This is a genomic window from Achromobacter spanius, assembly GCF_029637605.1.
GTDB classification, from domain to species: Bacteria; Pseudomonadota; Gammaproteobacteria; order Burkholderiales; family Burkholderiaceae_B; genus Achromobacter; species Achromobacter spanius_E.
In genome coordinates this window covers 51093-75769 of sequence record NZ_CP121261.1, presented here as the reverse complement: position 1 = coordinate 75769, position 24677 = coordinate 51093, and the positions used below count along the sequence as shown (strand labels likewise).

Annotated in this window: 23 protein-coding genes; 3 read left to right on the top strand and 20 right to left on the bottom strand. The window is 64.2% G+C overall.

Going from position 1 to position 24677, the window contains the following annotated elements:
• Window positions 1-70: 70 nt before the first annotated feature.
• The 14 genes from P8T11_RS00325 to panD form a co-directional block, all read right to left on the bottom strand.
• Window positions 71-340 carry a sulfurtransferase TusA family protein gene (locus tag P8T11_RS00325; RefSeq protein WP_268078843.1) on the bottom strand — a complete coding sequence of 90 codons (270 nt, stop codon included), beginning with the start codon at window positions 338-340 and terminating at the stop codon, window positions 71-73.
• Window positions 340-2964: an alanine--tRNA ligase gene (alaS, locus tag P8T11_RS00320; protein ID WP_268078844.1), complete on the bottom strand. Its 2625-nt coding sequence runs from the start codon at window positions 2962-2964 to the stop codon at window positions 340-342. The genes P8T11_RS00325 and alaS overlap by 1 nt, the downstream gene beginning before the upstream one ends.
• A 79-nt stretch (window positions 2965-3043) precedes the next feature.
• Window positions 3044-4132 (bottom strand): prepilin, encoded by a 1089-nt coding sequence (locus P8T11_RS00315; RefSeq protein ID WP_268078845.1) that lies wholly within the window; start codon window positions 4130-4132, stop codon window positions 3044-3046.
• The gene (locus P8T11_RS00310; protein WP_268082476.1) at window positions 4132-4749 is read right to left on the bottom strand and encodes a type 4 pilus major pilin; all 618 of its coding nucleotides are present in this window, start codon (window positions 4747-4749) and stop codon (window positions 4132-4134) included. The genes P8T11_RS00315 and P8T11_RS00310 overlap by 1 nt, the downstream gene beginning before the upstream one ends.
• A gap of 115 nt (window positions 4750-4864) precedes the next feature.
• Window positions 4865-5989 (bottom strand): general secretion pathway protein, encoded by a 1125-nt coding sequence (locus P8T11_RS00305; RefSeq protein ID WP_268078846.1) that lies wholly within the window; start codon window positions 5987-5989, stop codon window positions 4865-4867.
• A gap of 8 nt (window positions 5990-5997) precedes the next feature.
• Complete coding sequence (locus P8T11_RS00300) at window positions 5998-7725, bottom strand: ATPase, T2SS/T4P/T4SS family (protein ID WP_418910345.1); 1728 nt, start codon at window positions 7723-7725, stop codon at window positions 5998-6000.
• A gap of 11 nt (window positions 7726-7736) precedes the next feature.
• Window positions 7737-8222, bottom strand: coding sequence for a hypothetical protein (locus P8T11_RS00295; RefSeq protein WP_268078848.1), 486 nt, complete (start codon window positions 8220-8222; stop codon window positions 7737-7739).
• Window positions 8209-9555 (bottom strand): type 4b pilus protein PilO2, encoded by a 1347-nt coding sequence (locus P8T11_RS00290; RefSeq protein WP_268078849.1) that lies wholly within the window; start codon window positions 9553-9555, stop codon window positions 8209-8211. Before P8T11_RS00290 ends, P8T11_RS00295 begins: the two co-directional genes overlap by 14 nt.
• 6 nt (window positions 9556-9561) lie before the next feature.
• Window positions 9562-11151, bottom strand: a complete 1590-nt coding sequence (locus P8T11_RS00285) for a type II secretion system protein GspD (protein ID WP_268078850.1) — start codon at window positions 11149-11151, stop codon at window positions 9562-9564.
• Window positions 11148-12071 (bottom strand): TcpQ domain-containing protein, encoded by a 924-nt coding sequence (locus P8T11_RS00280; RefSeq protein WP_268078851.1) that lies wholly within the window; start codon window positions 12069-12071, stop codon window positions 11148-11150. Before P8T11_RS00280 ends, P8T11_RS00285 begins: the two co-directional genes overlap by 4 nt.
• A gap of 213 nt (window positions 12072-12284) precedes the next feature.
• The gene (locus P8T11_RS00275; protein ID WP_268078852.1) at window positions 12285-13625 is read right to left on the bottom strand and encodes an extracellular solute-binding protein; all 1341 of its coding nucleotides are present in this window, start codon (window positions 13623-13625) and stop codon (window positions 12285-12287) included.
• Between the two features lie 4 nt (window positions 13626-13629).
• Window positions 13630-14886, bottom strand: coding sequence for a D-amino acid dehydrogenase (locus P8T11_RS00270; RefSeq protein WP_268078853.1), 1257 nt, complete (start codon window positions 14884-14886; stop codon window positions 13630-13632).
• Window positions 14887-15063: 177 nt separating this feature from the next.
• Window positions 15064-16110 carry a CDP-6-deoxy-delta-3,4-glucoseen reductase gene (locus tag P8T11_RS00265; RefSeq protein ID WP_259253171.1) on the bottom strand — a complete coding sequence of 349 codons (1047 nt, stop codon included), beginning with the start codon at window positions 16108-16110 and terminating at the stop codon, window positions 15064-15066.
• Between the two features lie 70 nt (window positions 16111-16180).
• Entirely contained in the window at window positions 16181-16549 is a 369-nt protein-coding gene (panD, locus tag P8T11_RS00260) for an aspartate 1-decarboxylase (protein WP_050446262.1), read from the bottom strand.
• Between the two features lie 212 nt (window positions 16550-16761).
• Between panD and sugE the strand changes: the two genes are divergently transcribed.
• Window positions 16762-17079, top strand: a complete 318-nt coding sequence (gene sugE / locus P8T11_RS00255) for a quaternary ammonium compound efflux SMR transporter SugE (protein ID WP_046803706.1) — start codon at window positions 16762-16764, stop codon at window positions 17077-17079.
• A 34-nt stretch (window positions 17080-17113) separates the two neighbouring features.
• Here sugE and P8T11_RS00250 read toward each other — a convergent pair whose 3' ends face one another.
• The 6 genes from P8T11_RS00250 to P8T11_RS00225 form a co-directional block, all read right to left on the bottom strand.
• On the bottom strand, window positions 17114-17986 hold the full coding sequence (locus P8T11_RS00250; protein ID WP_268078854.1) for an MOSC domain-containing protein: 873 nt from the start codon (window positions 17984-17986) through the stop codon (window positions 17114-17116).
• Window positions 17987-18163: 177 nt separating this feature from the next.
• Window positions 18164-19090 (bottom strand): ectoine hydroxylase, encoded by a 927-nt coding sequence (gene thpD / locus P8T11_RS00245; protein WP_268078855.1) that lies wholly within the window; start codon window positions 19088-19090, stop codon window positions 18164-18166.
• Between the two features lie 15 nt (window positions 19091-19105).
• Complete coding sequence (locus P8T11_RS00240) at window positions 19106-19510, bottom strand: ectoine synthase (protein ID WP_054427419.1); 405 nt, start codon at window positions 19508-19510, stop codon at window positions 19106-19108.
• Window positions 19507-20814, bottom strand: coding sequence for a diaminobutyrate--2-oxoglutarate transaminase (gene ectB / locus P8T11_RS00235; protein WP_268078856.1), 1308 nt, complete (start codon window positions 20812-20814; stop codon window positions 19507-19509). The genes P8T11_RS00240 and ectB overlap by 4 nt, the downstream gene beginning before the upstream one ends.
• Before the next feature lie 124 nt (window positions 20815-20938).
• Window positions 20939-21499, bottom strand: coding sequence for a diaminobutyrate acetyltransferase (gene ectA, locus P8T11_RS00230; protein WP_268078857.1), 561 nt, complete (start codon window positions 21497-21499; stop codon window positions 20939-20941).
• On the bottom strand, window positions 21496-22047 hold the full coding sequence (locus P8T11_RS00225; RefSeq protein ID WP_268082477.1) for a MarR family winged helix-turn-helix transcriptional regulator: 552 nt from the start codon (window positions 22045-22047) through the stop codon (window positions 21496-21498). Before P8T11_RS00225 ends, ectA begins: the two co-directional genes overlap by 4 nt.
• A 257-nt stretch (window positions 22048-22304) precedes the next feature.
• On the opposite strand from P8T11_RS00225, the gene P8T11_RS00220 reads away from it, so the two are divergent.
• Both P8T11_RS00220 and P8T11_RS00215 read left to right on the top strand, forming a co-directional pair.
• Window positions 22305-23255 carry a MurR/RpiR family transcriptional regulator gene (locus P8T11_RS00220; RefSeq protein ID WP_268078858.1) on the top strand — a complete coding sequence of 317 codons (951 nt, stop codon included), beginning with the start codon at window positions 22305-22307 and terminating at the stop codon, window positions 23253-23255.
• A 47-nt stretch (window positions 23256-23302) separates the two neighbouring features.
• Entirely contained in the window at window positions 23303-24643 is a 1341-nt protein-coding gene (locus P8T11_RS00215; protein ID WP_268078859.1) for an aspartate aminotransferase family protein, read from the top strand.
• The last annotated feature ends 34 nt before the right edge of the window (window positions 24644-24677 follow it).

Below are 24677 nucleotides of genomic sequence, written 5' to 3'. Positions count from 1 at the left end.
ATAGGCGGGCCTTTTCGTGGGTACGGCGTTGCGCCCAACCCGCAGCCTTGATGGTGCTGCCAGATGAGCGCTAGCGCCTGCGCAGGTAGTGCACGCCGCGGCCTTCGATCTCGTCCTGCGCCACCAGCACGTTCCCGGTCTGGCGGGCAAAAGCCTGAAAGTCGCGGATTGCATTGCGATCCGTCGTGACGACACGCAACACCTCGCCGCTAGCCATTTGCGCCAAGGCCTTCTTGGCGCGCAAGATCGGCAGCGGGCACGTCAGGCCACTGGCATCGACTTCGTGCTGGAAAGCAGGCGCTTGCGCGCCGACATCGCCCCCGGTTTGCACGCCGTTCATCAGAGACGCTCGTCAACCCACTTCTGCACGCCGGCAATGGCCGCCGGCAAGGCAGCCAGGTCCGTGCCGCCGCCCATGGCCATATCGGGACGACCGCCCCCCTTGCCGCCCACCTGGCTGGCCACGAAGCCCACCAGGTCGCCCGCCTTGATGCGGTCGGTCAGGTCGGCGGTGACGCCGCCCACCACGCTGATCTTGCCATCGGCCGAGCCGGTGGCCAGCAACACGACAGCCGGCTTCAAACGGTCTTTCAGGTTGTCGACCATACCGCGCAGCGCCTTGGGATCGACGTCGCCAATACTTGCGGCCAGGACCTTGATGCCCTTCACATCGACAGCGGCGCTGGTGGCCAGATCGTTGCCCGCGCTGGCAGCCAGCTTGTTGCGTGACTGTTCCAGCTCTTTCTCAAGCGCCTTGATCTGGTCCTGCGCCTGCGCGATACGCGCCGGAACATCGGCCGGCGTGCTGCGCAGCATGCCGGCGATTTGAGTCAGCAAGGCGTTCTGGTTCTGCACCCAGGCAAGCGCGTTGTCGCCGGTGATGGCTTCGATACGGCGCACGCCCGCGGCGACACCACCTTCGGACACGATCTTGAACAGGCCGATGTCGCCCGTGCGGCTCACGTGCGTGCCGCCGCAGAGTTCGCGCGAAAAGCCGATATCCAGGACCCGCACCGTGTCGCCGTACTTCTCGCCAAACAGCGCCATGGCGCCGCCCTTGACGGCGTCGTCATAAGCCATGACCTGGGCCACGGTGGGCTGATTGGCCAGCACTTCGGCGTTGACGATCGCCTCGACGCGCGCGATCTGCTCGGCGGTCAGCGGTGCATCCTGCGCGAAGTCGAAGCGAGTCTTGTCGGCATCGACCAGCGAGCCGCGCTGCTGCACGTGCGCGCCCAAGACCTGGCGCAAGGCCTTGTGCATCAGGTGGGTAGCCGAGTGGTTGCGCACCGTACGCGCGCGACGCACCGCATCCACACGGGCCAGCAGCGTGGTGCCGACCGACAGCGAACCGGATTCCAGCACGCCATGGTGACCGAAAACGCCGCCCTGGATCTTGAGGGTGTCGGCAACGGCGAATCGCACGCCGTCCGCTTCCAGCAGACCAGTGTCGCCGACCTGGCCGCCCGACTCCGCGTAGAACGGGGTGGCATCCAGCACGACGACGGCGCTTTGGCCGGCCGTCACTTCCTGTACCTGCGTACCATCCACATACAGGGCCGTGACCTTGACGTTGTCGAGCTCCAGCTTTTCGTAACCTTCGAAGCGCGTATCGGCGCCTTCGTAGCTCAGGCCCTCGGCCATCTTGAACTTGCCGGCGGCGCGGGCTTGATCACGTTGCCGCTCCATCGACACCTCGAAGCCCGCCATATCGACTTCCACTTCGCGTTCGCGGCAGATGTCGGCGGTCAGGTCAACCGGGAACCCGTAGGTGTCATACAGGGTGAAAAGGGTCGTGCCGTCCAGCACGCCGCCCTTGGGCACATTGGCCAAGGCCGTGTCCAGGATGCGCATGCCGTGCTCAAGCGTTTCACCGAAACGCTCTTCTTCCTGCTTGAGCACCTGACCAACACGGTCGGCCATGGACGCCAGTTCCGGGTAGGCCTCGCCCATTTCGGCAACCAGATCCGGCACCAGGCGGTGGAAGAACGGCTTGGTCTGGCCCAGCTTGTAGCCATGGCGCAGCGCGCGGCGCACGATGCGGCGCAGCACATAGCCCCGGCCTTCGTTGCTGGGAATGACCCCGTCGACAATCAGGAACGAGCAGGCGCGGATGTGGTCCGCGATGACCTTGAGCGAATTGTTTTCCAGGTCCTTGACGCCCGTTTCGCGGGCGGCCGCGTGGATCAGCTTCTGGAACAGATCGATTTCGTAGTTGGAATGCACGCCTTGCAAAACAGCCGCGATGCGTTCCAGCCCCATGCCGGTATCGACACAGGGGCGCGGCAGACGCGGCATGTTGCCTTCGGCGTCGCGCTCGAACTGCATGAAGACCAGGTTCCAGATCTCGATGAAGCGGTCGCCGTCTTCTTCGGGCGATCCCGGAGGGCCGCCCCAGATCTCTGGGCCGTGGTCGAAGAAGATTTCCGAACACGGGCCGCAGGGGCCGGTGTCGGCCATCTGCCAGAAGTTGTCGGAGGCGTAGCGCGCGCCCTTGTTGTCGCCGATGCGGACGATGCGCTCGGGGGGCACGCCCACTTCCTTGGCCCAGATATCGTAGGCTTCGTCGTCTTCCTGGTAGACGGTGACCCAGAGCTTCTCGGCCGGCAGCTTGTAGACCTGCGTCAGCAGTTCCCAGGCGTACTGGATGGCATCGCGCTTGAAGTAGTCGCCAAAGCTGAAGTTACCCAGCATTTCGAAGAACGTATGGTGGCGGGCGGTATAGCCCACGTTCTCCAGGTCGTTGTGCTTGCCACCCGCGCGCACGCTGCGCTGCGACGACGTGGCGCGCGTGTACGACCGCGATTCCTTGCCCGTGAACACGTCCTTGAACTGGACCATGCCCGAATTGGTGAAAAGCAGGGTCGGATCGTTGCCGGGAACGAGCGAGGACGACGGAACAATGGTGTGTCCCTTCGACTTGAAGAATTGCAGAAACTGGCGGCGAATCTCGGAGGATTTCATCGTGGATGACGCAGATTTAGGCGAATCTTTGATTATAGAGGCTTAGTGCAAAAGCGCGGAAAAGGTGTCCGATGGCGCTCTACCTGACGCAGACATACCCGGTGGTCCACCCCTCGGTTTCGGTCCATTTTCCGCCTGCGGAAACAATCACGGCCGCAAAGCCCGGTGGGCAAGAGCACTGGCCAGTAAGCGGGTTTGCGGTTGAAACGCCTGTGTAATGCCTGCACCCCAGCGGATAATTGACGCTGTAAGCGCCACCAAAACCGCTGCTGGCGCGTTGCCAAAGACCAAATTGGCAGGTCAGCAGTTCGCCCTCGTGTGTAGACGCCATCGTGCCGGCTGCGACGTGGCAAGGCTGGCGGGCCACGGCTCTCGCACCCACGGAGAGGTAGGCCCCCGCGCTGATGGACGACGCGACCGTCAGCGCTCCGCCCAGCATGGGATCGCGCGGATCTCCGATTTTGACGTAGGCGCTTAAATCCGGCATGACCGGCGGGGGGGCCGCCTCGGGTTGCGCCCCGACCCCGGCCCAAAGCGCCACGGTGCCCGCCGACAGCATGGGCGCACCGGCCACCAAGGGGTTGGGAAAGCTGAAGGCGGCGCCTCGGACCTGGCCCGGCGCTTCCGGCCACACCGCTCCGCCATATCCCTGGGCGGCATCGATGACGGCGGCAATGCCGATCAGGTCGGGGGCATGCGTTCCGACTTTCAGCACAGGGTTGGCACTGTAGACCAATGCGTCTATCCGGCATCGCTCGCCCGGGCAGGCTTCGCTTCTGGCGACGTTGATCCGTGCGGCAAACCCCATCGACGCGCGCTCTGGAAAATCGGCCGGAAGATGGGCCGATGCGCGCAATTCGGCAACCGTGGGGGCGTAGGGGTCGGCAAACAGCGGAACGCCCGCTTCGCTCTGCAAAGGTTCGCCCTTGGCGAGCGCCGCAAAGTGTTGCTCCAGCACGCCCGCGGTCGCCTGCCTGACCTGCGTCAGCCAAACCCCCGTTGAACGGGCAGCCGCGTCCTCAATGCGCTGGACAAGCTGGCTAGACGCCCAGATGGCAATCATGGAGGTCAACGCCAGCGTCAGCGCCAGCCCCAACAACGAAAAGCCGCCTTGCCGCCGGCGCGCAGCCACGCGCCGTGCCGCATTTTCCGCAACGGTGGACGACATCATCTTGCCGTGAACGCAAAAGTGTTGACCTCGCCCTGCCCGCATTGCGCTTGCGCCGATGCGGCGCGGTAGAGAACAGCGGGCGTCGCCAACGCATCCTTCACGACCGTCGCCCCTGCACCGCCGCCAATGGAGATGACGTCCGAGACCCGCTGCAACACCGAGGCCAGCGCCGGGCAAGCCGCCTGACTGACGTTCGTCAACGTAACAACAAACGCGGACCCCAGACCTCCCCCACCCGCTGCGGCCGCGGCCACTTCCACAACGCCGTTGCGCCCCGTACCGCTGCCTCCCAGGCCATGCACGACCCGGGCTGACGCGCCGCTGCCCTGAACAGCAAGCACGCTTGAATCACGCAACGCATTCGCCAAGGCGCCTGTGTCCAGTCCCAGGTACGGGGTAACGCCGCCGCCCTGGGCGTTGATCTTCATGCTGGCGACGAACCGCTGGATCTCCTCTCCGACCTTCGGCACCTTGTTTTCAATGACATACGAACCAATTGCCGGAATACCGACGATTGCGATCAACAAGACTATGGCGGTCACGATAGACACCTCCATCAAGGAAAAGCCCTGCTGGCGCACGGCGCCCGATTGAATACGCTTTACTTGCTGCATCACTGCTTGCTGCATCACTGCTTGCTGCATCACTGCTTGCTGCATCACTGCCTCCGTGGGTTGATAAGGTACGTGCGCGTCCGCGGGCGGGGCCCGCAAAGCCGCGCGTGAAGTGCTACTGACTTGCGTAGAAATTGGTCAGCGCGTGACGCAATTCGTCGATGACGCCGTAATGCCAAAGGGTGATGCCCAAGACCGTGGCCAGCGACGCGATCAGAAGCGACCAGCGCAATGCGGACGCCTGCCGGCGCACGCGCGTAAGCAGACGCAGTTCGACCCGCTCGCGCACGCGTGCCAGGCCGGCTTCCAGGCCCAACACGTCCATCATGTCGGCCAGGTACCACCACGTTTCTTGGTCCAGCAGGCCGGTAGCAAATATCTCCGGGCCGCTTTCACCCGCGTCGACGTGCTCCAACATGGCCTGCAGATGAGCATGCATCCAAGGCGGCGCACCTCGCGCTTGCACAGACAGCGCGCGGCGTAGCCGGGTGTCGGCCGCGCCACGCTGCCGGACCAGCACCGACAGCAGGCACAAAAAGCGGATCGCCTGGAAATCGCGATACAAGCGCCACAAAAGCCAGCGATCCAACACGGACCGCAGGCCTCCGGTGAGGTTCGGCAGCGACCACAGGCTCAGGACGGCTGCGCCGAGACTCAGCACGAGCCACAGCAATAGCCATTGATCCAACGCCCGCGCCAGACGAAAGAGGTTGCGCGTCAAACGGCCATAGTCTTCGGGCGGCACCATCTGAAAGACCGCCAACAAGCGCGGCACGCTGGAGTACGGGATAGCGCACAGCAAGGCGAACGCAACGGCAGCCGCCACCAGTCCCGCCGCCGCGGCGGATACGACCGCCAACCACGCTTGCCCCGCCAGCCGCACGGCGCCCGCCAAGTCTCGCAGCGCGGCGGCAAGGTCGCCGCCCTCTTCCTGCACGCAACTGATCAGTTGGCATTCCGCTGGCGGCAGCGTGCCCCGCCACGCTTCTCCCAGGTCGCCCCCCTCTTCCTGGTACGCAGCCGCCCAATGGCGCGACAGGCGGCCCCGCACCGTTCCCGACCCGTAGCGCCGCGCGTCGTCTTCGAAGATGTCGCGCAGGCTCTTTCGACCCTGCGTTCCTTCGATAAGGTCAGCCAGATACGCGAAGTAGTCCGCACGCAGCGGGCGGAAGCGCAGTGCGTCGATCCGTATCGAAATGACCTCAAGCGCCATGCCTGGCCACAAGCGTGTCGGTGCCATTGGCCTGTTCATGAGCGCCCCTGTCCAAGGTCATGGAAAGCAGCACGCGCCGCAACGACGCTGGGCGTCAACGGCAGGTCGAAGCGGCGCAACAGCGCACGTGGGTCCACCTCGCCGATGCTGACCTTGTGCAATGCGCAGTCCAGCGCTCGCGTTCCGCGCAGGGCCGATTCGCGCCAGTCGGCACCGTCTCGCACTGCGCAACCGGCCAGCTGACTCAAACCCAGGTTGTCGCGCACGCGTACGCGCTCCAGAAAGCCTTCCGTGCGTTCGGGCTCGATCATTTCGGCGGCAACGCAACGGCCTGCCGTGCCATTCAAATCCGGTAATTGCGCACGCCGGCATTGCGGGCATCCCGCCGCGTTCCTGACCCGTAGTGCTGAGCCATCCAGTTGATAGGCGTTCAAGATGCCCGCTATCCATGTCCGCCAATCCGGCGCGCCTTCGGACGGCGCCACCGCTTCGCGCCCTAGCCACAGGCTGTCTATCGGCAACGCGCAACCGGCGCACAAGCGTGGCAACAGGGTCTGATAGACCAGCAGCTTCAGAATGCCCGGCGTTGCCAGTACGTCCCGCGACACACCGATGGCGTCTGACGCAAGACGTTCGGGAATCATGGCGGCCGTGCCCGCGTGCGTGGTGGCGTAAAGGCTGACGCCCGAACTGGCAAGGTCCATGAACGCGCGGCCGGTGTTGACATCACGGATCTCGCCGATCAGCAGATCGTTCATCGCGGATCGCTTGATTGTCTTGAGCTTGGCGTCGAACGCGGGCCAGGCGGATTCCGACAATGCGCTGCCCAGGGTGTTCTGCAAGGCATTGGCAATGAGGTATTCCACCGGATCTTCCAGCGTGATGACCTTGCGCGTGGGCTCGATGCCGCGCATCAGGCTGGCGATGGTGGTGGATTTGCCCGACCCCACCACCCCGGCCAGCACGATGGCTCCTCCATCACGGTCGCGGGCGCGCAACAGGGTTGAAATTTGCTGGACCGGATACCCCAACGCTTGCAGGTCACCGTCGGCGGTGGCGTCCAGACGCAGGATGCGCAGGCAGACTGAAGGCCCGGCATCGGTGGCCAGCGACGCCCACCGCAGGACGACAGGAATGCCGTCGACGGTGGTGGCGATGCGTCCTTGCTGCTCGACGGTGGAATCAAATACGGCGCCGTTGCCGCCGCGCACATCCATCCACGCCACCGCAAGCACTTCCAGCAGGGTCTCGTTGGACAAGCCCACAAACCGATGCGTGCCGACGTAGTCGCCGTTGATCGTGTAGCGGATGTCGCAGGCCTCTTGCCGTCGATTCACATTGATGTGCACGTCGCTGGCGCCTTGCATGACGCCCCAGCGGACGATATCCATGAACATGGCGGCCAGGCCCGAGGTGCGTTCGGCCTGCGGCCCCGCGCCGCGCCGGCCCAATCCGGCCGCCGTCAGTTGCCCACGGGCGATCATCAGCAGCAAGGGCGCGGGCAACGCATAGCGCGCCGGATCAGCCAAGCGGTATCCCGCCGCGATCACCATGCGTTGCAGTTCGTCGACGGCATCGCCCTGAACATATTCCTTGACGGCGAAAATCGCCGCATCGCCGTTGTCCAGAAGCACCGGGCAGAGCCGGCCGGCCAAAGAGGCCAGATCGAATTCACGTGCCAGCGCACGTGCAAAGGGAGGATTCAGGCGAGCAACGTCATCGGCAGTTTGCAAGGCCGGCGGTACGTGGATTTTCAGGGGCATGGTCGGCGGATTCATGGGTGGGCCTTGCCGACATCCAGGCAGGCGGTACGGTTGTGTTCATCGCGGCGCAGATGCACGCAAGCGCCCTCCACGGCAAGCAATCGGTACCCGCCAGCCGACACCGCGCCGGCCACGGGCGCGCCATGACCCGCCCGATAGCGCAGCAACGCGCCGTTGACGAGAACGTCGATGTTGAGCCGCCGTGTAGACCCAAAGATGGCAGCGACACGAATGTCGTCCTGCTGCCGTGACGCGCGTTCCCCTGGGTCCGCACGTTCCACCCCTGGCTGGCATACCCCGGGCACCTTGCAATCCGCCAGCGCGGCGGCGGCGTCCGCGCGCAGCAAGGTGCGCACCGTTTCCACCTCTGGCCACGCCTGCGCCTCTTCAACCGGCGGCGTAGCCTTCGCATGCGCAGCCGCGCAAGCGGACAACGCCACGGCCACACAAACCGCCGTGCGCCGGCCAAGGGCAACGACGAGCCTAATCCTGTTCATACAAATCTCCTTGAAGCTCGGCGACCAGCGTGCTGGCGACCAAGGTGGGCCGGTGTTGAGGCTGCACATCGACCATCAGGCGCGACCATCGCGCCGGCGCGATGGCGGCGGGCAACAGCGCAAGCGATCGCAAAGGCCCTTGCAGGCGCAGTGCGCGCCGCCGCAGTACGGGCAAGGGGTTTGCCAGCGCGGCATTGGCGGCGTCCACGCCAGCAGTCGTGGGCGTGGACAAGAGCGCAGGCAACGACAACGCGATGGCGGGCGCCAAGGTCATAGACGAAAAGGCGGGCCGCAAACCCTGCAATATGGCGACAAGCTCGGTGTCGACATGCAATGCAGTGGGCAGCGTCAAGGCCGTCAAAGGAACTGGCGGCGACGCGATCTGCCACGCCAGGGTGGCTTCATCCATGGGCTTGAACGACACCTGCCACCCCGGCGGCAACCGGGCGTACAGCCGCAGGTTCGTGGCTTGCGGATGCGCGCGCACATAGACCGCCACGCAGTTCCAGCCGCTGGTTTGGGCATCGCACTGCGCGCGACGCAGCGCCCAGCCTTGTACCTGAACCGGCAGTTCTCCAACACTGCGCAGCAACCGCGACACCTCAAGAGGCCCATGCGCGGCCGTTGCACTAAGCATCGACTGATAAAGGTTTGGCTGACCCGTCGGCACGGCCTCCGAGGCACGCGGGGCCTGTTGCTCAGGGAAAACATAGGACGACACCGCGCGCCATAGCGGGGGTGCAAGGGCCGACACGGCCAGGCAAGCCAGAAACAGGCGCAGGGCAAACGGCACCCCCGCCCAGCGTGACGGCAGGCGCGCCATCCGTGCGCCGGGAATCTCGGCCCGCAGCAGCGCAGCCCATGCCGCATCGGCATCGTGCTCGACCAAACCGGGGCGTTGCTCCCGCAAACGTGCCTGGGCCTGCGCGGCATCGTCCCGGGAATCGAACACCCGGTCTGCTTGCGACAGCACTACGCCGTCTTGTGCGGCCGCCAGCCAATAACGGCCACCTGGAAGGGGGATCAGGCAATATCCGCCCAACGGATACAACGACGCGTAAAGCTGTGCGGCGGACTGGACCGGAGGTTTGTTGCGATGCCGCGCCCGCTCGCCCTGCCCGCGGATGCGCCATGATGAACGCAAGCGGCCAAAGCCAGCCATGGTGGCAGGAGACCCGCCGACGATGAAATGCGTGGCCCGAAGCCTGCGCCCACGGGCGCGCGCCAATGCCGGGACGTCGGAACCGATCAGCGCCAGCCACCGCAAGCCGAACGCCAATTGGTGGCTGGCGCCGGGACAATCAAGCAGGAAGGGAAGCGGGGCTCGTTTCATGGCGCCTCAATACCCTTCTTCAACCTGCGCCGTGACCAGCATCAGCGTGGTCTCGCGCTCTTGCGCCGCGCTGTCCTGCCCGCCCGCGATCAGGGGCATGCCAGGCGCCAGGCGCTGGCGGTCGTGTTGGTCCGTGCTGCGGTCGAAGCCGGACAGGATGACGGGCTGGCCAGGGCGCAGTTCAATCTGCTGCACCGTGCCATTGCCGTCGATCGTGATCTGCTGCACCTGGACCTGGTTGCCGCGCTCGCCGAACGTGATGGTTTTCAAGGGTTGCGCGACCGCGTTGTCGTAGGCCACGGACAGCAAGATCTGGCCGTCTTGCTGGATGTCGGGCACGAGCGTCAGGAACGAGCCCACGGTTTCTTCTTTCTGGGTGATGGAGACGGCGGGCAACGATCCGTTGGCGCCTCCCGATGTGGTGCCTGGGACGGCAGTGCTTTGCACGCGATCGATGTACGAGAACGTGGTGCGGACCGCGTGGGTGACCGGCCGCCGGTTCAACGTGAGCACAGGAACCTTGCTGTGCCGCACGATCGCGCCCATGGTGCTAAGCGCCGAAACAATGGCTTGCGAGCCTTGCAGCGGGCCCCTGCCCACCGACGCTTCCAGCGTGCCCGCCCCCAAAGCCGCCGCGGCGGGCACGACATAGCGCGCCGACGAACCCGCCGCGGCGTAAAGCGCATTCCAGTCCAGGCCGCCCGATGCCGATTGTTTGACGATGACGGTGATTTCCTCGAAGACGAGACGCACGCGTCGAGTCATGGCCTTGTTCTCGCGCTCAAGGTAGTGCGCCACGCGCTCCAGCGCTTCGGGAGTATCGGTGACAACAATGGAAGATGCCCCGTCCACGGCGTCGGCGACCAAGCCCGAACGGGTCAGGAACGGCACGATGCTTGCGCGCAGCACCGCCACGGCGTTGTGTTCCTTGGCCGACAAGGTGGTGTTGGACGTGCTTTCAAAGCCCTCGCCGTCTTCGCTGCCCGATCGCCCCAACCGCACATCGACCGCGCTGGCAAGCGACAGCGCGCGCACGTCGAATACCCGGGTTTCGGTTCGATAGAATTCCAGCGCGTTGCGCACGTAGCGCCAATGCACCGAGAAGCGCGCGGCAAGCGCGTCCAGCAAGTCGGCAAGCGGCAAGGGGCCGTCCTGGACCTCCATGCGGAGGGGGGCAGGCAGGGACAAGCCTCCGGTGACGGCCAGGCGCGGCAAGAACTGTTCAATGGGAAGCAAGGCTTCCGGTTGCACGCGCACCGGAATACCGGTGGCGGCGCCCAAGCGCTGTGCAAGGGCAAACAGGTCGGTTTCGTCGGCGAGCATCAGCGTGGTGGGCACGTTTTCGCGCAAGGCGGACGGCAGCGACACTTCGCGAGCCAAAGGCTGCGGTGCGCCGGCCACCCACGGCGCGGCCACGTCCTGCGCGGCGATGCGCGCCTGACGGTCGGACAGCGCATCGGCAAATGCTTGATGACGGCCCGAGACGACGGCAAGCCGATCCTTCGCCGCGCGGTTCAGATCCGCAGCTTGTTGAGACGCCACGCAGCCCGCCAGCGCACCGGTGGCGACAACGCAGATCATTCGAAAAATGCTCATGCCCCACCTCCTTGCATGACGGCCGCGCGAGAACACGATTGGGCCAAAGGCACCACGCGCAGCACCTGGTTCCCGTAGAAGCAGGGCTGCAAAGGCTTATCGCCAAGCTCGGTTGCGCTGAGCAATTCACGGACAGCGGATTTGAAGTCCCCGGAAAATTCAGCCGACGCGGACAGGGGGATATCGACGTCCACGGCCCAGTGCCGCGGATAGAACGTCCAGCCGGAATCGCCCGCCCAGCGAGCCAACACGGCGCGCAAGGTGGTGTCGGGAGGGGCGGCGCGATAGAAGCGGGCCGGTGCGCTGGCATCGCCGGAAAGGGACGCAGCCATGGCAGGCACGGAATGCGTTGTCGTCACACCAGCAGCCGTATCAAGCGCGGTGGCTGCCGCCGTTGCCGGGGCGCCACCGGCGCTGCCCATGGGCCCACGGGCAGCCAATTCGCCTACGCCCGACGGCGGGATTGCCACCGAAGGCGTGGCATCGGGCAGCGCGGAGGCTGATGTGGATGCAGACACAGATGCGGGTGCAGATGCAGACGCCATGACCGACGCGTCAACATCACGCTCAGCCCGGGCCGACAGCCTGCCCCCGCGAAACCGCAAAGCGCCCCACGAACCCGCAACCACCGCGTAGGGCTCGCGCCGCGTATACGGCAACGGATGTTCAAGCCCTTCGCGCATGCCGAAGATTGCCGGCAAGGCCTGGCCCGGCGCGAAGTGCAGCCAAACCTCGTTGCCATCGTCGAAGACCTGCATGGGCGCCACCGCCGGATCGCCCGACAAACGCCAGTCAAAACGGAAGCCGCGCGCGGCGGACCCCGTGGTGTGCCAAGCGGGACCCGCGCCGCCAGTGGCGGGCCAGCTAGTGCAGGCCCCCAGGCAGGACAGGCCTGCCGCCAGGAAGAAGATTCGAACCATGCCTCACCGCAAGCAAAAGGCGCACCGGAAGCGGTACGCATGAACGGCATGGTGGACGACGGTTGGGCGTGCCGCCAGACTGGCATATACGCATGGATGAATTGATCCCCCCTGCGACGAGCCTGGGCACAGACGAAAAAAAACCCGATCCTTGAGGACCGGGTTTCGAGGGGCTCGGCAGGCAGCGTACCCGCTGCCAGGCGCGGCTGAAGATCAGCGCTGCGCGGCGATGCTGCGTGCCTGCGAGGCAGCATTGTTCAAGGCCGCCACGGGCGGAACCTTGCCTTCGAAAGCATCATTCAGTTGTTGATTCAACACCGGTTCGATGCGCGTGTAGTTCGCCATGCGGAAGCCGCGGCTGTTGCTGGCCGGACGGTTGCTCATCGAGGCGATCACGGACTGTGCGCCCGGGATGCTCTTGTAGAACGACACGTCGGACGCGCGGAATGCGGCTTCGGTCAGCGGCAGGAAACCCGTGCGCTGATGCCATTCGGCGGCGACGACCGGCTTGGACAACCACGCGAGGAACTGGGCGGTGGCCTTTTCCTGGGCTTGCGGGTGGCCTTCAAGCGCCCACAACGCCGAACCGCTGACAAACGGTTGGCCGGCCGACTTGGTGGCCTGGTCGTAGTAAGGCAGCGGTGCCACGCCGAACGACAGCGACTTGGTGTTCACGAACGTGCCAAAGGCGCCGGAATTCGCGGTCAGCACGGCGCACTCGCCCTTGGCGAAGAGCTTGTCGGCCGAGGCGTCGCCGGTGTGCGCCATGAACAGCAGCGAACGCTTCCAGCTGACCATCAACGAAATGTGGCGCATGTAGAGCGTGTCGAACTGCATGGCGGGCGCGGCGCTTTTCTTGGTGACGGCGTCCAGGCCATTGTTGTTGCTGGTGAACTGCTGGCCGTTGATGGGGGCCAGGTTCTCCAGGTGCACGGTGACCTGGTCGCTCGACGCGTAGGGGCAGTCAATGTCGGCCACGTCGCGCAGCTTCAGCAGTTCGGCTTGCAGCTCGCTCCAGGTGCGAGCTGGCTTGTTCGGATCCAGCCCGGCCTTTTTGTAGGAGGCGGTGTTGTAGAACATCACCGGCACTTCAGCCATCCAGGGGAATGCAAGCAGGCGGCCCTTGCCGTCGCGCGTGAAACTGCTGGTGCCCGGCACGAACCAGTTCAAGTCCTTGATGGGGTACTTGGCCAGCAGCTGGTACATCGGCAGGATGGCCTTGTGCTGCGCCACGACTTCCGGCGAATGGTTGTCGGTCAGTTGCACCAGGTTCGGCGCCTTCTTGGCCTTGACGGCCGATACGGCTTCCAGATTCAAGGCGTCTTGCGTTTTGAAGCTACGCAGCTTGACGCTGACCTCGTCCTGCTCTTTGTTGTATTGCTTGGCCAGTTTTTCGAACTCGGCCTTGTTGGCGTCCGACAGGGCGTGCCAGACCTGGATTTCCACGGGAGCGGCATTCGCCACGCCCGCCAGCGCCATGGCGGCGCCAAATACCCATGCACGCCGGCTGGCGAACATCGCGCGGGCCACACCCGCCAATTGCAGATTCTTCATAGGTTCACAGACCAAGAAAAGGGAATTCCGGTTCTGGCCGCCGTCCGCTGAGCAGATCGGCCAAAGCCCGGCCTGAGCCAACACCCATCGTCCAACCGAGCGTACCGTGCCCCGTATTGATATACAAATTGGGGATGCGGCTGCGGCCGATGATGGGCACATTCGAGGGGGTGGACGGGCGCAGGCCCGACCAATAACTGACGCGATCGAAATCAAGCGCGTCGGGAAAGAGTTCTTGCGCCAGATGGGTCAAGGCTTCGCAGCGGCCGGTGTTCAGGCTGCGGGAGTATCCCGACAGCTCTGCGGTACCCGCCATGCGCAAGCGGTCGCCCAGGCGCGAAAACACGATTTTATGGCTGCTGTCCGTCAAGCTGACCGTGGGCGCGGCGTCCGGCCTGATAACCGGAAACGTCGCGGAATAACCCTTGGCCGGGTAAACGTTGCAGGGGATGCCCAAGGGCCGCAACAGATTGGGGCTGAAGCTGCCCATTGCCACGACATAGGCGTCGGCGGAGAGCGTGCCAAAACGCCCATCGGGTTCAATGATTTCAATGCCCTGCACGGCGCCGCCCTGGGTCAGCAAGCGGGTCGCCCGCGTGCTGTAGCGGAATTCAACACCCGCCTGGGCGCAACGCTCGGCCAGCGCGGCCGTGAACAGATGAACGTCGCCGCTTTCGTCTTCGGGTGTGTAGTCGCCGCCGACGATGGTCTGCCGGTGCGGCGCCAGGGCAGGCTCGATGGCAATGACTTCGTCCGCGCTGACGACGCGGCGTTCGACGCCGAAATCGCGCATCAGGCCCGCGGCCCGTTGCGAGTTCTCGAACTCATGGGGATCGCGATAGAAGTTCAGGATGCCGCGTTCAAGGTGATCGTATTCGATGCCTAGTTCGGCGCGCATGCTGCGCAAGGTGGCGCGGCTGTATTCGGCCATGCGGACCATGGCGCGGATGTTCGGTGCCAGACGGCCGGGCAGGCATTCGCGCAGGAAGGCAAGGCCCCACATCCATTGGCGCCAGTCTAGCTGCGGCCGGAACAGCAGCGGCGCGTTGTCCTGGAACATCCATTTGAGCAGCTTGAGCGGTGCCTGGGGATTGGCCCAGGGTTCGGCATAGGACACCGAGATTTGCGCGCCGTTGGCCAGGCTTGTTTCCTGGGCGGGACCGGTGCAGCGATCAATGACCACGACGTCGTGGCCGGCCTGATTCAGCCACCAGGCGCTGGAGATTCCGATAATGCCGCTACCCAATACCGCTACTTTCATGCCCGCATTGCTCCTTGCGTGCCAAATCGGCCACGGACCCGATGTCCGCCCCCCTTGGCAAGCCGCTGCCAAGGCAGTTTACCCCGCCGATTTGCCTACGCCTACGTATAAAAAAGGGGCGGAAGTCACCAAGCTTTTCAGCCTGTGAATTCCCCCCCGGTGGCTCGTGCAGTCTGGTTACGACGCGGCTTTCGCCAGGTCGGCCTCGGACGTGAAGGCGTCCGCGTAGAACTCTTCCGGCGGCAGGCCGTTCTGCACGCTGAATTCGCGGCGCGCGGCATCCACCATCAACGGCGTGCCGCAGGCATAGACCTGATGGCCGGACAAGTCGGCGATGTCGTGCATGACGGCTTCGTGGACAAAGCCGGTGCGACCGGTCCAGCCGTCTTCCGGCACGGCGTTGGACACGACCGGCACATAGCTGAAGTTCGGCAGCAGGCCCGACCAGGATTGCGCCAGCGCGTCCATGTACAGGTCTTGCGGGCGGCGGCCGCCCCAATACAGCGTGACAGGACGGCTGATGTTCTTGTGGATCATGTGCTCGACGATGGCCTTCACGGGTGCAAAGCCCGTGCCGCTGGCCAGCAGGACGATCGGCTTGTCGCTGTCTTCGCGCAGGAAGAACGAGCCGAACGGCCCTTCCAGCCGCAGGATCTCGCGTTCTTTCATCTGCGTGTCGCCCGCGCCGAAGACGTGATCGGTGAACAGGCCACCCGGCATGTGCCGGATATGCAGTTCCAGCGGGCTGCCGGTGTGCGGCGCGCCAGCCATTGAATAACTGCGGCGGCGGCCATCCTTGAGGATGACTTCAATGTACTGTCCCGCGTAATAGCGGAACTGTTCGGAAGCCGGCAGTTGCAGCTTGATCACCGTGACGTCCGGGGCCACGCGCTCCAGCGTCTGCACGCGCGAAGGCAGCTTGCGGATCTGGATGTCGCTGGCCAGGCGGACTTCGGTGGATTCCACCACCATGTCCGATTCCGGACGCGCCTGGCAGAACAGCGTGTAGCCGTCGGCCAGCTCTTCGGGCGACAGGATCTGGGCGGGATACTGCCCGGCGTCGAACTCCCCGGACACCACTTTGCCCTTGCACGTGGAGCACGCGCCGTTGCGACAGCTATAGGGCAGCACGATGCCTGCGGCCAAGGCGCCGTCGAGCACGGTCTGGCCGGGCTCGACCGGGAATTGATGCTTGCTGGGTTGGATGATGACCTGGAAGCTCATGATGAAACGGTTCAGGGTTGACGGGAGCGCCATCCGGCAGGGCCAGAATGACGCTGCGCTCGGGCCGGCGTCAGGCCGGGAACTTGCGGATTTCCTTGACGCGGTTTGCGTCATCCACCAACACCACTTGCGGCTTGTGGGTGGCGGAGTCTTCTTCGGACATCGGGCCGTAGGTGCAGATGATCAACAAATCGCCAACCTGGGCCCGGCGCGCCGCGGCGCCGTTCAACGAGATGGCGCCGCTGCCGCGGGCCGCCTTGATGATGTATGTGTCGAAACGTTCGCCGTTGGTGACGTTGTAGAGTTCGATGCGTTCGAACTCGCGCATGCCGGCAGCGTCCAGCAGGTCTTCGTCGATGCCGCAAGAGCCTTCGTAATGAAGGTCGGCTTCGGTGACCGTGACGCGGTGTAGCTTTGCCCGCAGCATGATGCGTTGCATGATGAAAATTTCCTGGTTCGCGGTCCGGTCCGCGACGTGTAGCCAAGGTGATGCCCGGCATCCGGTTTTGCCGTTGGAAGCCGGTATTCTATAATTTTTGCCGCAGCGGGACGGCCCGTTGCCGCGCACGGTCAATCGACCGGTGTTTTTTTATCCGGGGACGACCCCTTATTGCCGGTGCAACGCCGGCAGCGCAACAAGAGGAGTCGTCAATGACCTGGATCATCCTGGTGCTCGCGGGCCTGTTTGAAATCGTCTGGGCCGTGGGCCTGAAATACACCCATGGCTTCACCCGCCTGTGGCCGTCCCTGATTACGGCGGGCGGCATGGCCATCAGCGTCTGGCTGCTGGCCGTGGCCATGAAGACCCTGCCGCTGGGCACCGCCTACGCCGTCTGGGTAGGCATCGGCACCGTGGGCGCCTTTGTGGCCGGCATCGTGCTGTTCGGCGAATCCACCAGTTGGATGCGCATCGTCAGCGTGGCGTTGATCGTGCTGGGCTTGATCGGCCTGAAACTGTCTTCGGCGTAACCTACGCCAGGCCCAACCCAGCCCCGGCGACCGGTCAGAAATCCAGTTCGATCTCGACTGCGTCGCCCACCTTCAGGCGCGCGCCGGCCGGCGCATCCAGAATGGCGTTCTGGCCAAACACCACCCCGATTTCAAGATTGCGATAGCCCGCCAACGTGCGGCCCGGTTCTTCGTGCTGCTGCGCGGTGCGTTGGTCAATGTCGGGAATCGAGCAGCGGGTGCACGGCTTGACGAAGGCCATCCTGACGCCTGCCGCCGTGATCATGGCAGTGTGGTCTTCCTCGAACGGTTCCCATTCGCCCTCGATGACGATGTTGGGGCGGAAACGGTCCATGGGCACCGGCGCCACGCCCTTGGCTTGCAGGCGCGCGTTCAGGTCATCCAGCGACGCCTGATTGGCGATCAGCAAGGGAAAACCGTCGGCAAAACCGAAATGGTGTTCGCCCACGAAGGCGTCGGCCAGATCGGGATGCGCGTCGACCCAGCGCGAGACCCAGTCGGGCTTGGCGTTGCGAGCCGCTGCCGCATCCACCTTGAGCAACCGGCACGGCGTTTTCAGGAATTCGGAAAACCAATTGCCAACCGCCGCACTTTCTTGCCGGGCCGAAATGGTGTCGCTCCAGACCGCGACGGTCTGCGCGCCGGGCTCCAGGCCCGCTCCGTCCAAAGGCACGTCCAGGTCGGGCATCCCGGGCGCGCTGAGACGCAACGCGTTGGCGGTGAGCGCCGTGCGGATCAGGGCCATTGCAGGCCACTGGCGCTGCGTCATGAACTGACCATCGGCGCCGATCAACATCCAGCGGCGATCGTGGGCCAGGCCGGCCCGGTCGATGGATGACTCCGCCAGGTCGATACCGGCGCAGGATTTGATCGGGTAGATATGCAGGCTCAGGATACGGGCGGACATGGCGGCATCGGTTTGGCGTGGGAGGAATCCGCGAAAGAATAGCAGAGAGCCCGGCCTTCATTGGCCGATTTTTCACCTGTCGGACGGCCATGAAAAAACCCGGGCATGGCCCGGGTTTCGGTGTGGCGAGTCCCGCCCGCTGCTGTGTGCCGCGGTGGGCTCGTCGCAAGCGGCGGATTAACCGCCCACCAGCTTCAGCGTATCCAACGGAGTCACCGCCTTGAACCCCTTGCGCGTCGCAATATGCTCAGGGCGCGGCGTCAAGCCGTACTTGGGCGGGTTCAGGGTGTTCTCCATGCTGTTGTAGACCATGAAGACATTGGCGCGCGGCCACGGCGAGATATTGCTGTTCGAACCGTGCATGGTGTTGCAATCAAAGAACACCACCGAGCCTGCCTTGGCCGTCATCGAGCGGATGCCACCCTGCTCTACCAGCAATTGCAGGCTGACCGGGTCCGGGACCCCGTATTCCTGCTTTTTCAGCGATTGCTTGTAGTGATCGTTCGGGGTTTCGCCCACGCACGAGATGAATTGCCGATGCGAACCCGGCACCAGCATCAAGGGGCCGTTGCACTCGTTGTTGTCGGACAGCAGCACCGAGCAGCTGAGCGCGCGCATGGACGGCATGCCGTCTTCCACGTGCCAGGTCTCGAAGTCGGAGTGCCAGTAGAACTCCTTGCCCTTGAAGCCAGGCTTCATGTTGGCGCGCGACTGGTGAATGTAGACCTCGGACCCGAGGATCTGCCGCGCCACATTGACCAGCCGCGGGTCGCGCACCAGGCGCGACAGCACGGGGTTCAACACATGGACCATGAAAATCGAACGCACGGCATTGCTGCCCGGCTCGGTGATGGACTCTTCGCGCCGGATGATCGACGGGTCGCGCGTCATGCGCTCGACCTCGGTGGACAAGGCGCGGACCTCCTCTTCCGAGAAGAGGTTTTCCAGCAAGAGGAAGCCGTCGCGCTCGTATTGTCCGACTTGTTCGCCAGACAAGGCGTCGGCGTATTTGCCGTCTTCATAGACCACCGGATCCTGGCGGGTGATGATGGCGGAACCTCGGTCCGTACGGGAGGCGTACGGATCCTGTGCAGGTGAGATCATGCGAACCTCCTTGTATCAAGCCGCTTTGGCTTCGGCTTCAGGCAAGGCGTAGACGCCTTCTTTGTCGTGCACTTCCTGGCCGGTCAGCGGCGGGTTGAAGACGCAGATGACGCGCAGCGGCTCTTTGCCGCCGCACAGCCAGTGCTCGTCGTTTTCGTTCAGGGCGTAGACCACGCCGGGGCCCAGGTCGTACTTCTTGCCGTCGGCAATGGTTTCGATGGAGCCGTCACCTTCAATGCACCACACCGCTTCAAGATGGTTCTTGTAGTGGATGTGCGTACGGCCGCCCGGAAAAATGGTGGTCTCGTGGAAGGAAAAGCCCATGCCGTCCTTCTTCAGCAGCACGCGGCGGCTGACCCAGGTATCGGTGCGGACTTCGTCGGCGGTGCCGATGACATCTTTGACATTGCGTACGATCATTGACGTTTTCCTCCAAATTTAAGAATGCGGGCAGACTGCCCTTCTTCGCTCAGCGCTTCAGCCACGCTGGCCTCGATGACGTCCAGGCCCTTGCTCAACAGTTCTTCCTCGATCGTCAGCGCCGGCAGCAGCTTGAGCACTTCGTCATGCGCGCCCGAGGTCTCGATGACGACGCCCTTCTTGAATGCCTGCTGCGCAATGCGATTGGCCAGCGCGGGGGTGGTGTTGCACACCAGGCCCTGGATCAGGCCGCGGCCGCGCACCGACAGGCCGGCGTTGGGATAGCTGTGGACCAGGTTTTCCAGCCAGTCGCGCACCAGGCGCTCTTTGCGCTGGATGTCGGCGGTGAAGGCGGTGTTGGCCCAATAGGTTTCCAGCGCCTGCGTAGCCGTGACGAACGCCAGGTTATTGCCGCGGAACGTGCCGCTGTGGGCGCCCGGCTTCCAGATATCAAGCTCGGGCTTCATCAGCACCAGCGACATCGGCAGGCCAAAGCCCGACAGCGACTTCGACAGCGTGATGATGTCCGGACGGATGCCGGCGGCCTCGAAGCTGAAGAACGTGCCGGTGCGGCCGCAGCCGACCTGGATGTCGTCCACGATCAGCAGCATGTCGTGGCGCTTGCACAGCTTTTCCAGTTCTTTCAGCCAGCGCAGCGTCGCGACGTTGACGCCACCTTCGCCCTGCACCGTTTCAACGATGACCGCGGCCGGCTTATCCATGCCGCTGCTGGGATCTTCCAGCATGCGCTCCAGGTAGGCCATCGTGTCCACGTCCGGGCCGAAGTAGCCGTCATAGGGCATGAACGTGGTGTTGCCCAGCGCATAGCCCGATGCCTCGCGGAACTTCATGTTGGCGGTCACCGCCAACGAACCGCCGCTGACGCCGTGAAAGCCATGCGTAAACGAAATCACATTGGAACGGCCCTTGACCTGGCGCGCGATCTTCAGCGCGGCTTCCACGGCGTTGGTGCCGGTGGGGCCGGTGAATTGCAGCGTGTATTGCCAGTTGCGCGGCTTGAGCAGCACGCGATCCACCGTCTCCAGGAAACGCTTCTTCGCGCTGGTCGCCATGTCCAGGCCATGGACGACGCCGTCCGCCTGCACATACTCCAGCAGCTTTTCCTTGAGAACAGGATTGTTGTGGCCATAGTTCAGCGTGCCGGCGCCGCTGAAGAAGTCGATGTACTCGGTGCCTTCCTCATCGATCAGCGTCGAGCCCTTGGCCTGGTTGAATATCACGGGGAACGACCGAATGTAGCCCCGCACCTCTGATTCCATCCGGTCAAAGATCTTCAAGTCCATGAGTAATCCTCCCTTTTCATCTAATAAGTTGAATGGACGGCACAATCCCTCCGGATGCGTTGAACGCATTCGGACAGGCACTGCCATCCCGGTAATTCGATAAGTCCGCTGGGGTTGCTCGCCCCTAGGGGGCGGGCAATGCGAACGGGCCTATCCTCAACAACATCTCGTCGTCATGGTCCGCGCCGCCAAACAATTGCCGGTCGAAGAACGGCTGCTCGGAAACGTGGGCGCCCAGTTCGCCGGCCAGGCCGGTAAAGCTGCGGCGCGATGCCTGGTTGTCAGGCCCCACTGTGGTTTCAAGATATCGAACATGCTCGAGCCCCTTGCGTTGCAGGAGTTCGCGAAGCATGGTGCGGGCCAAGCGATGGCCGCGTGCGCGGGCGTGCACCGCAACCTGCCAGACGAACAACACGTCGGGTCGGGTCGGGATCACGTAAGCGGAGATAAAACCGTCGATACGTCCGCCAGCACTTTCGGCAAGGACGCAGGTGTCGCTGAAATGCTCACCAAGGAGCAAGTAGGCGTAGAGGGAATTCAGGTCGAGCGGCGGGCACTCGGAAATGAGATGGTGAATGGCGGCGCCGTCTTTGCGGTTGGGCAGACGCATGGTATGGGTCTGCGCGCGAACCGCCGGCGCCACGGCACTTGAGAGATGGGGGGTGTCCAGTTCGTTTTTCTTCATGCAACGATTCCCGATTCTGGGGGTGCCCCGCCCGTGGGCACTTCAAGGATGGGCGACGATACATCGCCGTGCGGTTCCGCTGCGACTGCCTGGCCTTCTTGCTCCATCAGCGCCACGATGCGTTCCAGCGATAGCGTGATGGTGGCCTGTTCAAGCTCGGGCAACGCATTCAGTGCGTCGGCCAGATGCTTCTGCAAGGGCGACGGTGCGCCTTGCGCCAATTCGCGTCCCGCGTCGGTGGCGGTGACGAAAACAATGCGGCGGTCTTCGCGGCCGCGTTCACGGCGGATCAAACCCTTGTCTTCCAGGCGGTCCAGAATGCCGACAACCGTGCTGGGGCTGACGTGCATTTCGCGGCTGATGGCCGTGGCCGTCATCGGGCCGTTGGCCATCACCGTACGCAAGCACATCAACTGCGGCGCAGTGATATGGCTGACCGCGGACAACTGACGCGAGTGCAGTGCGATCGATCGCGTAATACGGCGCAGGGCTCGCAAAATGCGCAGATCGTACTGCTGGGTGGAATCAGTGTTCACGGGGTTGATCATGGAAGAAAAGGGTTCGGTCAAATTCATTTCTACACGAATCATATGCGCCCGATCTATTCGAGTCAAACAAAAATCCGGGGCCTGATGTAAATAAATGAACACGTAATTGCAGAAGATGGCAGCAGAATTACTGGACTTAATGCCGTTGCATCAAGGGCTTGGCGCTGCGTTCCATCCCTAGTGGAAACTCCCAATAAAAACATATGTTTTATTGAAATATTTATATATATCATTTGTTTTTCCTTCCGATGCGCCCCATGCCCCTGCCTTCACACCTGATACCGACCCTGCAAGAAAAGCTGGAGGATCTGCCCCCGGAATTGCAACGCGCGGCCCATTGGGTGGTGGCGCACCCGGCCGAGGTCGGCCTGTGGTCCATGCGGCGGCAAGCGCAGGCGCTAAGCGTGGCGCCTGCCACCATGTTGCGGCTGGCACGAGCCCTGGGCTATGCCAGCTATGAAGCATTTCGTCAGCCTTTTCAACAGGCTCTTGCTGACCAGGGTCAGGGCCAGCCCGGGCTGCGTGACCGGGCTGCCGCCTTGCAGGCCGCCGCTGGAGACCCCGCCAGCAATCCCGCCGCCCCCGGCCACGACGTGTTGACCGACTACCAGATCCAGGCCGTGAGTTCGGTATGCGCGCTGAACCCGTCGGCGGAATTTGATGCAGCGGTCCAGACCTTGCTGAACGCGCGCCAGGTCGGCTTTTTGGGGACGCGCTCGGCGTTTGGCATTGCGTTCCAGATGCGCTACGCCTACCAACTGGTGCGCCGCAACAGCGTGCTGATCGATGGCCTGGGCGGGGCCCCCGCCGAGCAGGCCGACAATCTGGACGCCGGCGACGCGCTGATCGTCATTTCCCAAGCCCCCTACCCGACCGCCACCGTGCAACTGGCCCGGCAGGCGGCGCAGCGCGGCGTTGCGCTGATTGCGCTGACCGATGACCCGCTGTCGCCATTGGCCGTGGAAGCCCGCCACACGCTGCGATTCGCCCCTCCCGATCGCGACGGCGTCCGAGCCCAGCCCGCGCGCCAGGGCCCTGGCTCGTTCTTCCATACCACCGCCGGCCTCTTGGGCCTGGCCGAGCACCTGATTGCCCGCCTGACCGCCCGTGGCGGCGCCAACATACTGAACCGCCTGACGGAAGTCGAGGAGCGCCTGCGCGCCGACAACGTTTACTGGATCGCCCCCGCCTCGCGGCGGCCTGCCTGACCCCGCTTGCCTTGCCCTGACACCCTCTCACGCATCACGGAATTCCCATGAGCCAGACACACGTCATGCATCGTTCCCTCCGCCAGACCCCGCCCGTTGCCATACGCGGCCAGGGCGTATGGGTCCACGACAGCGCCGGCCGCGCCTATCTTGACGGCTCGGGCGGCGCGGCCGTGTCCTGCCTGGGGCACAACCATCCCGACGTCCAGGCTGCCATGCACGCCCAGATCGACGCGCTGGCCTATGCCCACACCAGTTTCTTCACGACAGACGTCGCCGAACGCTTGGCCGAACGCCTGGTGGCCGATGCACCGGAAGGCATCTCGCATGCGTATTTCGTGTCGGGCGGATCCGAAGCGGTCGAGGCCGCCTTGAAGATGGCCCGCCAGTACTTTGTGGAAATCGGCCAACCGCAGCGCCGTCATATCGTGGCGCGCCGCCAGAGCTACCACGGCAACACGCTGGGCGCGCTGGCGGTGGGTGGCAACGCCTGGCGTCGCGCGCAATTCGCGCCTCTGCTGATCGACGTCGAACACGTCTCGCCCTGCTATGCCTATCGCGACCAGCAAGCCGGTGAAAGCGCTGAACAGTACGGCGAGCGCCTGGCGCTTGAACTGGAGCAAACCTTTGAAAGACTGGGTCCGGACACCGTGATGGCCTTCGTGGCCGAACCGGTGGTGGGCGCCACGTCCGGCGCCGTCGCGGCGGTACCGGGTTACTTCCGGCGTATACGGGAAGTCTGCGACCGCCATGGCGTGCTGCTGATCGCCGACGAAGTGATGTGCGGCATGGGGCGCACCGGCACGCTCTACGCGGTAGAGCAAGAGGGCATCGTGCCCGACCTGATCACCATCGCCAAAGGCCTGGGCGGTGGCTATCAGCCCATCGGTGCCGTGATGGCGCAGCGGCGCATCGTGGACGCCATGCAGCAAGGCAGCGGCTTCTTTCAGCACGGCCACACCTATCTTGGCCACGCCATTGCCTGCGCCGCCTCGCTTGCCGTGCAGGACGTGATACGCCGCGACAAGCTGCTGGAGCGCGTGCGCGAGCAAGGCGCCGGGTTGCGGCAGCGGCTGGAACAAGCGTTGGGCGCGCACCCGCATGTGGGCGACATCCGCGGTCGGGGGTTGTTCATGGGCATCGAGCTGGTGCAGGACCGAGCCACCAAGCAGACCTTCGCCCCGGCCCTGACGCTGCATGCGCGCATCAAGCGCGAAGCCATGGCGCAGGGCCTGATGGTCTACCCCATGGGCGGCACCATTGATGGCCGCCACGGCGACCACGTGCTGCTTGCCCCGCCCTTCATCATTTCCGACGACGAACTGGACCAATTGACGCAACGCCTGGCTGGCGCCATCGACGCCGCCATTGGAGACGCTCGCGCATGACCATGTCCGTCAAGCACCCATTGGGCCTTCGCAA